Consider the following 13995-nt stretch of genomic DNA (forward strand, 5'->3'; position numbering starts at 1 on the left):
TTTTTGTTTTTAAAGGCTATTGAGCGAGAGTGAAAGCAAACAGCTAGCTCAGTAAGCTTCTAAGTGTGGAGGTAATACCTTCGATATCTAGTCCATGCTCTTTGTACATTTCCTGTTGCGTACCTTGTAAAACAAAGCTGTCTGGAAGCCCTAATGTACGAACAGGTTTCATAATACCTTGCTGTTGCAAGTACTCAAGCACACCAGAGCCTGCTCCGCCGGCTATACAGCCATCTTCTAAGGTAATAAGCAAATCGTGTTCTGCCGCCGCTTTCTCAATAGCCTGGCCGTCGAGCGGCTTAACAAAGCGCATATCAATAACCGTAGCATCAATAGCTTCGGCAGCTGCCAATGCATTAGGTAAGAGTGTGCCGAAATTCAATATGGCTGCTTTTTTCGATGGCTTGCCGGTAATAGCGCGGCTAACCTTCGATTTACCAATAGGTAACTCGGTCATTGCGGTGTCAGGGGTAATGCCCATTCCAGCACCGCGAGGGTAGCGTACCGCCGCAGGTTTTTGTGCTTTATGACCTGTATAAAGCATTTGTCTGCATTCATTTTCATCAGATGGTGCCATCACAATCATATTTGGTATGCAGCGTAAAAAGGCAATATCAAACGCACCTTGGTGGGTGGGGCCATCAGCCCCCACAATACCGGCTCGGTCAACGGCAAATAAAACAGGCAAGTCTTGCAACGCCACATCGTGAATAAGCTGATCGTAGGCACGCTGTAAAAAGGTCGAATAAATCGCAACTACTGGGTTACACCCGTCTTTGGCTAAGCCCGCAGCAAAGGTAACCGCATGTTGTTCTGCAATGGCTACATCGAAATACTGATCAGGGTATTGCTGCGAAAACGCGACCATGCCTGAACCTTCACGCATGGCAGGCGTTACCGCCATCAATTTAGGATCTTGCGCTGCTATATCGCACAACCAATCGCCAAAAATAGCAGAAAAAGTTGGCGCTGAAGGCTTCGCTTTTGGCAACGCGTTATCGGCAGGGTTAAATTTAGGCACCGCGTGGAATTTAATCGGGTCTTTTTCAGCAAGGGCGTACCCTTTACCTTTCTTAGTGACCACGTGAAGCAGTTGCGGACCTTTAAATTTGCGCATATTACGCAAGGTATCTACAACGGCATCTACATCATGGCCATCAATAGGGCCTATGTAATTAAAGCCAAGCTCTTCAAAGATTGTGCCGGGCACTACCATACCTTTAAGGTGCTCTTCTGCGCGACTAGCGAATTCTTTGATAGGCGGTACATTGCTTAATAGTTTTTTAGAGCCATCGCGAATAGAGTTGAAAACATTACCCGTTAATAAGCGAGCTAGGTGACTATTAAGCGCACCTACGTTTTCAGAAATAGACATTTCGTTGTCGTTTAACACCACAACCATATCTTTATTGATGTCACCAGCATGGTTCATCGCTTCAAATGCCATGCCCGCGGTAATCGCACCATCACCAATTACGGCAACCACTTTACGGTTTTTGCCTTCTTGCTCGGCGGCAACCGCCATGCCAAGTGCAGCACTGATAGACGTAGACGAATGGCCTACAGCAAAAGTGTCGTAGTCGCTCTCAGGAGGCCAAGGGAAGGGGTGTAAGCCGTCTTTTTGTCGAATCGTCGACATTTGCTTAGCGCGACCCGTAAGAATTTTATGGGGGTAGGCCTGATGACCCACATCCCAAATCAATCTGTCGATAGGCGTGTTATAAATATAATGTAAGGCCACAGTAAGCTCGACCGTGCCTAAGCCCGACGCAAAATGTCCACTGGTTTGGCTTACACTATTTAGTAAATATTCTCGTAATTCATCTGACAACTCACGCAATTTCTCTTGCGGTAACTGTCTTAACTTATCCGGCGTTTGCGCAATAGCAAGCGTGGGGTAATGTTGGAGGTCTAAACTCATTATTTATTATCTTTTTCAACATGGTTGCAGAACTAATGGTCTCGTTTTACCAATAGTTCGCTAAACGCAATTAAACTGTCTGTATTGTAGGGTAAACGAGCCAAGGCTTGAAGGGCATTCTGATGCAGCTTATCAAGTTCTCGTTTTGCACCTTCAATGCCAAGTTTGGCAGGAAAGGTATTCTTACCCAAAGCAATGTCAGAGCCTGCTGGCTTTCCTAATTGCTCACTATTACCTTCTACGTCAAGAATGTCATCTTGGACTTGAAATGCAAGACCAATATCGTCGGCATAAGCTAATAAGTCTGCTTTACTGTTGCTATCAAGGTCTTGAGAAACAATAGATACCATTTCAACACATGCACGAAGTAGGGCGCCGGTTTTCAAATTGTGCAGTCGCTTAAGCTGCTCAAGGCTTATTTCTTCACCCGTGCTGGTTAAATCGATTGCTTGCCCGCCACACATACCGCGATAGCCAGCGGCGCGGGCTAACACAGAAAGTAACTCGCCACGTTTATTGGTTGCGAAATCACTTAAAGGCGCATCTGCCAACGTGCTAAAAGCAAGCGCTTGCAATGCATCACCGGCTAATATTGCGGTGGCTTCATCGAATGCAATATGACAAGTCGGCTGGCCGCGACGCAAATCGTCATCGTCCATGGCTGGCAAGTCATCATGTACAAGCGAGTAAGCATGCACACACTCAATGGCCATACTAATAGCCATTTGATCGCCTTTAGGCACATCCAGGGTGTTGCCGATAACTTGAACCAGTAAAGGTCGCATACGCTTTCCTCCCACCAACAACGCGTGACGCATTGCTTCTTTAAGCCGCGGCGCGTCGTGGGGAAGGTCATCAATAAGCGTATTTAACGACGTATCGGTCTGCTGCTTAACTTGCTGATGCAATGCAGTGAAATTCATACTATACCTGTTTGTTGCGACACGAGGCTTAAGGTTGCTCGTCTTCAGGAAGAGGGTGTAATGCGCTTTCGCCTTGCTCATTAAGCAAAATTTTAACTTTTTGCTCGGCTTGCTCTAACGATTTCTGACCTTCGCGGGAAAGGGCTATGCCTCGCTCGAATTTTTCTAGTGCAACGTTTAATGGCAACTCACCGTTTTCCATCTCATTAACGATTGCATCTAATTCGGTAAGGGTTTCCTCAAACGAGGGAGAATTTGTCTTTTTCGTCACTTTCGTCACAATCGCACTCATTTTTAGGCGTTTTTTGGATTACGCGCACATTAACTGAGGGTAGCCAAAGGGTCAAATGGTTTGTCAATATATGCCCTATTGCAGCTATCTATGATAACGTTTTGTGAAGCAACTCTTTGTATTAAAAACTACCGCCTAAAGTTCGACTAACCTCATTATGTATACAATAATTAAGGCAATTTGCGATAATCTTGTTATAGAAATTCTATACAATGCCGATAGAATACGAGTAATAGTATGCAGCGTCTGCAAAAAATGAGGAAGAGTGAGTGGATTTAGCAACCGTCATAGGTATGTTGGGCGCCATCGGCTTTGTAGTAATGGCCATGGTTATGGGTGGCAGTATTGCCATGTTCATCAACGTACCGTCTATCTTGATCGTATTTGGTGGCACCCTTTTCGTTATTTTATCCCAATACACTTTAGGGCAGTTCTTTGGTGCAGGTAAAATTGCAGGCAAAGCATTCATGTTCAAAATTGATACGCCTGAAGATCTTATTGAAAAAATTGTTGAGATGGCAGATGCAGCGCGTAAAGGCGGTTTTCTTGCATTAGAAGAAGCTGAAATAGACAATCCGTTTATGCAAAAAGGCGTAGACATGTTAGTTGATGGTCACGACATAGAAGTGGTCAGAGAAACCTTAGCGAAAGATATCTCTATGACCACCGAGCGACACGAGTTTGGTGCCACCATTTTTAAAGGCATGGGTGATATCGCACCAGCAATGGGAATGATTGGAACTCTGATTGGTCTGGTGGCCATGCTTTCTAACATGGATGATCCTAAATCAATTGGGCCAGCAATGGCGGTAGCACTATTAACCACCTTGTATGGTGCATTTCTTGCCAACATTATTTGCCTACCCATGGCGGTAAAGCTCGGAAACCGCGCACAAGAAGAAAAGCTTAACCAAATGTTAGTGCTCGATGGCATTGTAGGGATTGCCGATGGGCAAAACCCGCGTGTTATCGAAGGTATATTGAAAAATTATCTGGCGGCAAGTAAACGCGGTACGGGCGCTGAGGACGAATAATGGCTGAAGAAGAGTGCCCAAAATGTCCTCCCGAAGGGCTTCCTGCATGGATGGGGACCTTTGCTGATTTGATGTCGTTGCTCATGTGCTTCTTTGTACTCTTGCTCTCATTTTCAGAAATGGATGTACTGAAGTTCAAGCAAATCGCCGGCTCAATGAAGTTTGCCTTTGGTGTGCAAAACAAAATTGAAGTGAAAGACATCCCAAAAGGGACGAGTGTTATTGCGATGGAGTTTAGGCCTGGTCGTCCAGATCCGTCGCCCATCGACACTATTCAGCAACAAACAATCGAAATGACTCAGCAGATGCTAGAGTTCCAAGCGGGTGACGAAGATTCATCCGGCGGTAGGCAGAAGCAAAGGGGTGAGCAGCGAGGGGGGCAGTCACAACAAACCGCCACCGATCAGTCGTCCTCAGAGTCGCAAAGTTCAGATCAAACACAAACTGCTGAGTTAATGAAAAAAGTAGCGCAGCAGTTACAAAAGCAAATTCTCGATGGCGCAGTAGAATTGGAATCTTTAGGTCAGCAGTTGACTATTCGCATTAGAGAGAACGGTTCATTTTCTGCCGGTTCTGCATTTTTACAACCTCAATTTCAGCCTATTTTACGCAAAATTGGTGTGTTATTAGCAGACGTTCCAGGGGAAATAGAAATCTCAGGGCATAGTGACGGACAACACATTGCTAATGAACTCTATCGTTCTAATTGGGATTTATCGTCTCAGCGTGCCGTAGCCGTAGCTGAAGCCATGCGAACAGCGCCGGGGTTCGATGAAAGCAGAATGTCTGTAGTCGGCAAGGCCGATACCGACCCCATGGTGGAAGATGCAACAACACCGGCGGATAGAGCACGGAACAGACGGGTAGAGATTAATATCAATCAAGGTAAACCAATGACTTCTCAACCTATATCAGTGGTTGATGAATAGGTTGCTAAGCAAAATACAAAATCAAAAAGGGCGAATCAATGATTCGCCCTTTTAGTTTGAAGTTGTCTTTTATAGGCAATTAACGTGGGTTTTTATAGTCAACTAACGTTGTTTTTTATAGGCAACTAACGTTGCAGTGCCTCCCTGTGATGTGGCTTAGATATTACCAATTGCACCGTACTAATGGTTCTTTCTAAAAAACCGCCTTCACAGTATTTTAAATAGTAAATCCACATACGCATAAAACGTTCATCATAACCATCGTTGAGTAATGCTTCTTTGGCGCTAATAAAGGCTTCGTACCAATGATTAAGGGTTTGAGCGTAATCTAATCCGATATCATGCAGGTCTCTAATCATCATGTCGCTATAGCGCTTTAAATGAGCGTTTAACTGATACTGTGAGGGAAGGAATCCACCAGGGAAAATGTATTTTTGAATGAAGTCCACACTGCTGGCGTAACTTTCGTAACGTCTATCATCAATGGTGATGGATTGTAGCAACATTAGCCCATCGTCTTTAAGCAGCGATGAACACTTCTCAAAAAAGTTACCTAAGTAATCTTTTCCTACAGCTTCAATCATTTCAATTGAAACCAGCTTGTCGTACTTACCTTCTAGCAGGCGATAATCTTTTTTCAACAAGGTGACTTTATCAGACACTTGTGCGCGCTCAATCCACTGCTCTGCCCACGCATACTGTTCTTCAGAGATAGTGGTGGTGGTCACTTTACAACCACAATGCTTGGCTGCATATACCGCTAAACCACCCCAGCCAGTGCCTATTTCTAAAAGATGGTCACTTTCGGTTAACTGAAGCTTGTCACAAATTGTTTTAAGTTTGTGATTTTGCGCTTCTTCTAAACTGGCATTCACATCAGGATAAATAGCCGATGAATACATCATGGTGTTATCAAGAAAACGAGTGTAAAGTTTATTACCCAAATCGTAATGGGCTTCAATGTTTTTCTTGGCTTGATCTTGAGTATTACGGCGGGCAAAGTGCTGAATTTTCAGAATCGGCATGGAAATCCACTTGAACTTGTTTTCCCAAGCATCAAGGGTAGATAGGTTACGCGCAAATATTTGTACAACTGCCGTTACATTATCGCTTTCCCACAGGCCATCCATATAGGCTTCACCTGCACCCACGCTACCGCCCAATAATAACTGGCGATACGCCTTTACGTCTTTGAAATTAATCGTAGCGTGTAAATCGTCATTGGGGTTACCCATTGAAGCAATTGTGCTGCCATTTTCCATAATGGTAAGTGAACCATGTGGAAGTTTCTCTAAACACTTTAAAAATGTGCGCCTACAAACCTTGTCTAAAAGAGACGCTTCTGAAGGGGTACTAAATACAGATTCACCGGAAGACATGTTGTTATTATTCCTGACTTTTCTTAGGGTGGTTATAAAGTGGCGTACGCTTTATAAGTAACTTTAACGCCTGCCAATATATGCCAATCATTGTTCTAATGGTCATACTAGGTATACGTTTCATAACCCGACTTAGATTCGCATTATCTAATGAAAGCCGTGTTAAATTAATTCCAGCATTGAACTCTTTTTCGCCTCGAACACAGTCCATCGTTAATGATAGGCGTTGGCTAGGTTGTGTTATTCGCCATTTGTACGTCATGTCCATGGGGTTAAACGGCGATACGTGGAACGCTTTTGGTGTATCTGCTTGCACGGCTAAATCTACCAAATAGTAATGCCGCTCATTCCAAGGGGTATTGCTGACTTCTGCTAATACATGGGTAAAGGCATCGTCTTTACCCTTTAAATAGTAAAAATTAACTGGGCTGAAATACATTCCCCACATACGAAGCTGCCCAAGCATATATACATCACCGCTTAAGGTATCCTCACTTAAACTGTTCATTTTTTCTAGTACGCTTTGGTCTAATGGCGTGTTGCTATCACCTAAGTAATCTTCACGTTTGAAGCGCACTCTCGCTTTTGAATTAACAGAGAAGTGTTTCAAGGCTGCTGGCAATGCATCGACTTCGTTTAATTTTATCCAGAACAAATAAATATGATAGTCGAACTTATGTTGGGTAGGTGAAAAGCGCTCGTGATACACCTTTCCTTCATAAATAGCGCTATCCATCAAAGGTTAACTCCAAATCGCTCGCATACATCTAATGCGCTGTGCACACCATCTTCATGGAAGCCGTTATACCAGTAGGCGCCGCAAAAATGCAGATTATCCACACCACATATTTGGCTTCGGCGCTGTTGTGCGTTCACCATAACTTCACTAAATTGAGGATGCGCATATTGATAGCTACCCAATACCGCGCTTGTATCAATTTCATCCGTGTTATTAAGGGTGACGCAGTAGGTATTAGCTGCGTCTAATCGCTGGAGAATATTCATATCGTAAGTCACCGAAGCCGGTCTTTCTTCCTCGTCAGCATCGTCTTTTAAGCGGTAATTCCAACTTGCCCATGCAAGCTTGCGCTTAGGAAGTTGGTTTGTATCTTTGTGCATGAGGACATCGTTTTCAGCAAAGCCAATGGCGCCCAACACAGCTTGCTGAGCGTCGGTGGGGGTATCTAGCATGGCCAATGCTTGGTCGCTATGACAAGCAAAAATAACGTGATCAAATATGGCTTGAGCGCCAGATGTGTCAGTAACCTGCCACGTATCACCCACTTTCTTAACATTAGTAACGCCACATGATAGCTTTATCTTGTCTTGAAAACTGGCGATTAACGGAGGGATATAAGTGCTAGAGCCACCTTTAATGGTATACCACTGTGGCCTGTCACTTATATTGAGTAAACCGTGGTTGTTAAAAAACTGAAGAAAGAAAGTCAGCGGGAACTGCCTAGTTTGGGCGAGACTTGCAGACCAAATAGCGGCGCACATGGGCAAAATATAGTAGCGCGCAAAGTCATCACTTAACTTTAGCTCGTTAATAACATCTTGAAGTGTCATTGAAGAAGTGTCTCTCTTCTCGGCGACAAAAGCTTTACAAGCTTTATTAAACTTCAGAATGTCGCGTACAATGCGCCAAAACCTCGGGCGTAGTATATTTCTACGCTGTGCAAATAGGCTGTTAATCGTATTACCATTGTACTCGATGTTAGCTTTCTTACTGGTAACAGAAAAGCTCATCTCGGTAGGTTGGTATGCAACATCAAGTTGCTTCATCAGCTTTATAAATCTAGGGTAGGTCCAATCATTAAATACAATGAAACCGGTATCGATATTTCGTTCAATGCCATCATCATTGATTTTCTTAGTGGCGGTGTGCCCTCCAATGTAATCATTGGCCTCATAAACCGTTATATCAGCCGTTTCATTTAACAAATACCCGCAAGTCAGGCCTGAAATGCCTGTCCCAATAATCGCTACATTTTTTGTCATTGTTATTGTGCTCTACTGCTTTTCTCGCATTGATAGTGATAATTTTTTTTGTAATCCAACCGGTAAAATATGCATAAACCGAAGTATGAGGCCAAACATGCGGGGGAAAAAAACGGTTTGCTTGTCGGTTTCAATACCTTTGAGCATAGACTCCGCCGCTTCAGTGGCCGTAATTTTCATTGGCATATCAAAGTCATTTTTGTCAGTAAGAGGGGTTTCGACAAAGCCTGGTGATACCGCTTGAACCTTTATACCGCGGTCGTGTAAATCTACCTCTAAGCTTTTCGTAAAATAGTGAAGGGCTGCCTTGCTCGCCCCATAAGCCTGAGAACGGGTAAACGGGAGAAGGCGAGCCATACTATCCACGATGACTAGCTTATTTCCTCTCTTTAATGAAGGAATTAGCGCCTCTACACAGTGAACTACCCCAAAAAAGTTGGTCTCGAAAACGCGTCTAAACATATCTGACTCGAATTCATCAATATCTACATATTCGCAGGTGCCTGCATTTAAAATAGCAACATCGCACTTTACGTTGTGTAGCGCCTGTTTTGCATCTTCAAGAGAAGTGACATCAAATTTGAGCGGCTTAATATTTGGTTTCGAGGCCAGTTCATCTAGAACACCTTGGTTTCTTCCGCATGCAATTACCTGATAGCCTTTTTCTGCTGCATGAAGTGCTAATGCTTTGCCAATACCCGAGGTGGCGCCTGTAATGAGTAATGTCTTCATTTCGCTAACCTCTTTTTAATTTTCTTCACAAAGAAGCCTAACAGAGGAATGTGTTCATATACCATTTCCCCTAAATCATAATAATCTTTGTGATAAACAATAATGTCATCCTTTACCGTTAGTTGGGTGTTCCCATCTACGGTTATCAGCTTGTCACTTTGTTTAAGTTTGAGGTTCATCGTCCAGTTAACAATATGAGTCACACTGTTACTACTCACTGGCGCAATCATCGATATGTCAAACTGACAACGCTCGGCTTGCTCGAGCAAGTTTGCAAAATACTTCTGAACATCATCTAGGCCATGGTGGGTAGTGATAGGGTCAACAAATGTAACGTTGGAAGCATATATATAGGCTAAGTCATCTAGAGTGATTTGGCATATATCGGCGTACATGGTTGAGAATCTATCTAATACAGTCATCACTTCTTCACTTTGTTAATTTGCTAACGTAAAACAGCTATGTAACTCTTTGTTACTATTGCTAATACTCGTTAAAGTATGTTTGTAACTACTATACACGCTATTTTGATTATCGTTCTATTATTCCAAGCGTAACCGAGTTAGTTAACGTTTTCTTAATATAGTCATTCTACAAATAAAGCGGCGCGTAGGATCATTGCCCCTAGACTAAAGTGTGAAATTTTTTCCCTAGCGATCCAATTTGTTCACAGTGGCGTAATTGCTTATGACCAAAAGAGTTAAGAGTTTATGAGTAAGACATCGATTCCACTATTTCCGTTATCTGCCCACTTGCTTCCAGAAGGACGCATGGCGTTACGTATTTTCGAGCCAAGGTACACGCGCATGGTTAAGCAGGCATGCGCTGAAAATAAAGGGTTTGTGATGTGTATGCTAAACGCATCTGGTGATAAATCCCGTAATGAACATATTTATCCGATTGGTACCTACGCTAAGGTTGTCGACTTCGATTTACTCGATGACGGCTTGCTTGGCATAAAGGTTGCTGGATTAGAGTTAGTTGAGGTAACTGATGTAGCAGTTGAATCAGATGGGTTACGTACAGGCCATTGTCGTTCTGTATCGCCTTGGAACTGCGAAATATCACCTCAGCAATTAGCGCCTATAAATGAGCGTTTGAAAGAAATTTTTGCGAAGTATACGGAGATAGCATCACTCTACGAAGAAACCCAGTTTGACGACCCTATATGGGTGTTAAGACGGTGGCTTGAATTGTTACCTGTTGATGGTGGACAAAAGCAGCAGTTTCTTAAAGAGGGTGGCGACAAGAACTTACTTAACTATCTTTGTGCTTTAATTCGATAAAACGAATTAAGAGAAAACTTCTTAAATTCCATTAAACAATTGTAATGTGGATTTGGCGATTTTTTCGAACTTCTTTCATCGTTTGTTTGTAAAATATATTAATCGAATCGGATAAACGGACGAAACCTTATGTTAGTTGGAATTCCTTTAGAACAAAGTAAGAGTACGATTAAACCGAAAGAATGCGCGGTTGAGATGTCAGATTACCTAGTAGAAGTTGCCCAAAAGCGTTGTAAAGCATCTTTTGCGCGAGTTTTTAATTACTTTGCTCCAAGACTTCGTTCATACGCTTTAAAGCAGATGGGTAACGAAGCCCTTGCCATGGAGCTAGTTCAAGACACTATGTCGAACGTGTGGCAAAAAGCGCATTTGTTTAATGCGGAAAAAGGTTCGCCATCTACGTGGATTTTCACTATTGCTCGAAACATTCGTTTTGATATGCTTCGTAAGCTTCAAAACCGAAAAGAAGATGTGTGTTCTGATGATTTATGGCCAGTATTGTGTGAACAAACTGCAGACTTAAACGAAGCACCTCTTGATGAACAAGTTACATTAGAACAAATCGGTTATTTGTTTGAATCGCTTCCTGTAAAACAAAAAGCAGTGATCGAAGCAATCTATATTGATGGTAAATCACAGCAAGAAGTCGCTGATGAATTAGATATTCCTTTGGGTACGGTTAAATCAAGAACCCGTTTGGCACTTCAAAGACTAAAAGGTATGTTGCAGAGTAATGATTAGGTTCCACCCAAGTGCTCAACAACTTGTTTCATTTGTGGACGGGGATTTATCGCCGGCCGTTTCGCTGATGGTTTCCGCACATTGTGATATGTGTAGCACATGTCAGCGGTTTGTGGAGCAAGAAACCGAGCGCCTTGCTGGTTCATTACTAGAAGATAATGGTTTTAAGCAAGTTGATCTTAAAGCCGATTATAGCGCGATGATTGCGCAAATTACCCAATCGCCGTCATCTGTTGAAGCCGATACCGGTTCACAACAGAAACAATCGCCCAGAAAGCAGAACACAAACACAGAAGTCAGCATGGCTGCTAATGATTCTATTGAGCTTGATGGTAGAAACTTTGTCTTGCCACGAACACTTCAGCGGTATAAAGAGAAGACAGGTGGTTGGTCTAGCTTGGTAGGTAAGCTGTGGCAAGCACCAGTAGATTTAGGTAGCCAAGGTGTAGCTAACTTTATTTACATGGGTAAAGGTGGAAGTGTTCCTGAACATACTCACCGAGGCACCGAATATACGTTAGTCATTAACGGCGAATTCAGTGACGGGCTTAACAACTACGACTCCGGCGATTTTATCTTTATGGATGGCCAAAACACTCACACACCTCGGTCAGATAACACCCAAGGTTGCTTGGTTTTTACTATTGTCGATCAGCCTTTGCATTTTACTTCAGGTATAGCGCGCCTTCTTAATCCGTTTAGTCATCTTTTCTTTCGCTAACCTTTCGCAATAGCAGCATCCAAATATTTCCTTTGTAAAAGTTTAAAATCAAAAAAAAGCGCAGTTCATTATGAACTGCGCTTTTTTGATATAGTTATTCGCGTCATTAGCTAATAAAATCACTTTCAGGGAAGTTTAGCTTTAATGTCTTCATTGCGTTTCCACGCAAATCATCCAAGCCTAATTGCTCGTAACTAGACACCATGATTTCAAGCGCTTGCTGAATTTGCGTACTTTCAGGGAAGTGCTCGATAACATATCTACCACGGTTAGCTGCTGCAACATAAGCGTGTCTGCGCATATAGAAGCGGGCAATAGCAATTTCGTATCGTGCAAGCCTGTCTTTAATATGAAGCATGCGCTTGCGAGCGTCTGCAGCATATTTACTGTCAGGGTATTGCTGCATTAAGCGTCTGAAATCTTCAAAAGCCTGACGAGATTTCGAAGGATCTCGGTCAGTCCTATCAATGTTCATTAAATCTTGAAACAGGTTACTGTCAGACTCCATGTTGGTTAGGCCGCGCATATAGTAGGCATAATCAACATCTGAGTGGTTTGGATTAAGACGAATAAACCTATCGATAGTGGCCAACGTCTCATCACTTTTACCGGATTTGTAGTAACTGTAGATAAGGTCCAATTGTACTTGGTGCGAAAGCGGACCAAATGGATAGCGAGAGTCTAATGCGCCTAATGTCTGGGCTGCAGCACTGAAGTTACCCACTTCCATGCTTTGCTTGGCTCTGTTATACAGCTGTTGCGCACCCATATTAGCCATTACGGCTTTTTCTTCTTCGTCGGAGGAGCTACTACAGCCTGCGACAGATACCATTGCACCTAATAACACAGGTGCTAGTAATCGAATTGATTTCATAATAGTTCTTTTTTCCTGCTAAACAGTATTGATTACTTCGCTGTCTAAGCTCATGTTCACTTATTCTAACGTACTCGCGATGATAAAAACCATACAAATTCGTAAACAACGCAGTGTACCGATTGAAAGCTTGTTATAATACCCTTTTTACACTTAATAATCGGTGTTATGACAGAGTCGGACAACACATTACAATTAGAAGCAACCACAGGGGCTGAGCACTTTGGTCTTCGGTTAGATCAGGTTTTAGCTGATTTGTTCCCTGAATATTCACGTTCTAAGCTAAAAACTTGGATCCAAGGCGGAAATGTGTCCGTTGATGGACAGGTTATCACAGTACCACGCCATAAAATGCAAATGGATGAAGTGGTGACTGTTAGTGCTGAAATAGAAATACAGGTCACGAGCCAAGCGCAAGATATTGCATTGGATATTGTTTATGAAGATGAACATATTTTAGTCATTAACAAATCTGCTGACTTAGTGGTTCATCCTGGTGCGGGCAATCCAAGTGGCACCGTGCTTAACGCATTGCTTAATCATGTTCCTGACATCGATAAAGTGCCTCGTGCCGGTATAGTGCACCGTTTAGATAAAGACACAACTGGCTTGATGGTAGTAGCGAAAACCTTACCAGCACAAACCCACCTAGTAGACCAGCTTCAAACGCGGGTGATGAGCCGAGAGTATGAAGCCGTTGCAATGGGTACTATGGTAGCGGGTGGTGTAGTGGATGAGCCTATTGGCCGCCATGCAACTAAGCGTACACATATGGCCGTGCGTGAAAATGGTAAACCTGCAGTAACTCACTTTCGTGTTATCGAGAAGTTTCGTGCTTATACGCATTTGCGTTTAAAGCTGGAAACAGGCAGGACCCACCAAATTCGTGTGCATATGGCCCACATTAAGCATCCGTTACTAGGCGACCCTACCTACAGTGGCAGACCTCGCTTACCGAAAGGTGCATCTGATGACTTTGTTAACACGTTACGGGGTTTCCAGCGTCAGGCTTTACACGCAGCGCAACTTTCTTTATATCATCCAGAAACGGAAGAGTGGATGACATGGCAAGCGCCACTGCCGCAAGATATGCAAGACTTATTAGCGGCGGTACGCTTAGACTCTAAAGAAAATCCTGAGGATATGATTTAGTCAGTGTAAC

Annotated in this window: 15 protein-coding genes; 6 read left to right on the forward strand and 9 right to left on the reverse strand. The window is 43.2% G+C overall.

What is annotated here, in order from left to right; all coding sequences use genetic code 11:
- Positions 1-43: 43 nt before the first annotated feature.
- From dxs to xseB, 3 genes are read right to left on the reverse strand one after another with little or no spacing between them, the layout of a single operon-like run.
- Positions 44-1921, reverse strand: a complete 1878-nt coding sequence (gene dxs, locus AMBT_RS04355; protein ID WP_013783369.1) for a 1-deoxy-D-xylulose-5-phosphate synthase — start codon at positions 1919-1921, stop codon at positions 44-46.
- Positions 1922-1953: 32 nt separating this feature from the next.
- Entirely contained in the window at positions 1954-2844 is an 891-nt protein-coding gene (gene ispA, locus AMBT_RS04360) for a (2E,6E)-farnesyl diphosphate synthase (protein WP_013783370.1), read from the reverse strand.
- A gap of 28 nt (positions 2845-2872) precedes the next feature.
- Complete coding sequence (gene xseB / locus AMBT_RS04365; RefSeq protein WP_409513437.1) at positions 2873-3124, reverse strand: exodeoxyribonuclease VII small subunit; 252 nt, start codon at positions 3122-3124, stop codon at positions 2873-2875.
- A 281-nt stretch (positions 3125-3405) separates the two neighbouring features.
- Here xseB and pomA point away from each other — a divergent pair, with 281 nt between their 5' ends.
- Entirely contained in the window at positions 3406-4170 is a 765-nt protein-coding gene (gene pomA / locus AMBT_RS04370; RefSeq protein ID WP_013783372.1) for a flagellar motor protein PomA, read from the forward strand.
- The gene (locus AMBT_RS04375; RefSeq protein ID WP_013783373.1) at positions 4170-5099 is read left to right on the forward strand and encodes a flagellar motor protein MotB; all 930 of its coding nucleotides are present in this window, start codon (positions 4170-4172) and stop codon (positions 5097-5099) included. Before pomA ends, AMBT_RS04375 begins: the two co-directional genes overlap by 1 nt.
- Positions 5100-5224: 125 nt before the next feature.
- Here AMBT_RS04375 and AMBT_RS04380 read toward each other — a convergent pair whose 3' ends face one another.
- From AMBT_RS04380 to AMBT_RS04400, 5 genes are read right to left on the reverse strand one after another with little or no spacing between them, the layout of a single operon-like run.
- Positions 5225-6478 (reverse strand): SAM-dependent methyltransferase, encoded by a 1254-nt coding sequence (locus AMBT_RS04380; protein ID WP_013783374.1) that lies wholly within the window; start codon positions 6476-6478, stop codon positions 5225-5227.
- Between the two features lie 7 nt (positions 6479-6485).
- Positions 6486-7214 (reverse strand): DUF1365 domain-containing protein, encoded by a 729-nt coding sequence (locus tag AMBT_RS04385; RefSeq protein ID WP_013783375.1) that lies wholly within the window; start codon positions 7212-7214, stop codon positions 6486-6488.
- Positions 7214-8479, reverse strand: coding sequence for an NAD(P)/FAD-dependent oxidoreductase (locus AMBT_RS04390; RefSeq protein WP_013783376.1), 1266 nt, complete (start codon positions 8477-8479; stop codon positions 7214-7216). Before AMBT_RS04390 ends, AMBT_RS04385 begins: the two co-directional genes overlap by 1 nt.
- 12 nt (positions 8480-8491) lie before the next feature.
- Positions 8492-9211 carry an SDR family NAD(P)-dependent oxidoreductase gene (locus AMBT_RS04395; RefSeq protein ID WP_013783377.1) on the reverse strand — a complete coding sequence of 240 codons (720 nt, stop codon included), beginning with the start codon at positions 9209-9211 and terminating at the stop codon, positions 8492-8494.
- Positions 9208-9633: a nuclear transport factor 2 family protein gene (locus tag AMBT_RS04400; protein ID WP_013783378.1), complete on the reverse strand. Its 426-nt coding sequence runs from the start codon at positions 9631-9633 to the stop codon at positions 9208-9210. Before AMBT_RS04400 ends, AMBT_RS04395 begins: the two co-directional genes overlap by 4 nt.
- Before the next feature lie 288 nt (positions 9634-9921).
- Between AMBT_RS04400 and AMBT_RS04405 the strand changes: the two genes are divergently transcribed.
- From AMBT_RS04405 to AMBT_RS04415, 3 genes are all read left to right on the forward strand, one after another.
- On the forward strand, positions 9922-10497 hold the full coding sequence (locus tag AMBT_RS04405) for an LON peptidase substrate-binding domain-containing protein (protein ID WP_013783379.1): 576 nt from the start codon (positions 9922-9924) through the stop codon (positions 10495-10497).
- A 129-nt stretch (positions 10498-10626) separates the two neighbouring features.
- The gene (locus AMBT_RS04410) at positions 10627-11238 is read left to right on the forward strand and encodes a sigma-70 family RNA polymerase sigma factor (protein WP_013783380.1); all 612 of its coding nucleotides are present in this window, start codon (positions 10627-10629) and stop codon (positions 11236-11238) included.
- Positions 11231-11959, forward strand: coding sequence for a ChrR family anti-sigma-E factor (locus tag AMBT_RS04415; protein ID WP_013783381.1), 729 nt, complete (start codon positions 11231-11233; stop codon positions 11957-11959). The genes AMBT_RS04410 and AMBT_RS04415 overlap by 8 nt, the downstream gene beginning before the upstream one ends.
- Positions 11960-12065: 106 nt before the next feature.
- Here the strand turns inward: AMBT_RS04415 and AMBT_RS04420 are convergent, their stop codons facing one another.
- A complete protein-coding gene (locus AMBT_RS04420) occupies positions 12066-12833 on the reverse strand; it encodes an outer membrane protein assembly factor BamD (protein ID WP_013783382.1) in 768 nt (255 codons plus the stop codon).
- Between the two features lie 168 nt (positions 12834-13001).
- Between AMBT_RS04420 and rluD the strand changes: the two genes are divergently transcribed.
- Complete coding sequence (rluD, locus tag AMBT_RS04425; RefSeq protein WP_013783383.1) at positions 13002-13985, forward strand: 23S rRNA pseudouridine(1911/1915/1917) synthase RluD; 984 nt, start codon at positions 13002-13004, stop codon at positions 13983-13985.
- Positions 13986-13995: the final 10 nt, after the last annotated feature.

The sequence above is a fragment of the Alteromonas naphthalenivorans genome (assembly GCF_000213655.1).
GTDB lineage: Bacteria > Pseudomonadota > Gammaproteobacteria > Enterobacterales > Alteromonadaceae > Alteromonas > Alteromonas naphthalenivorans.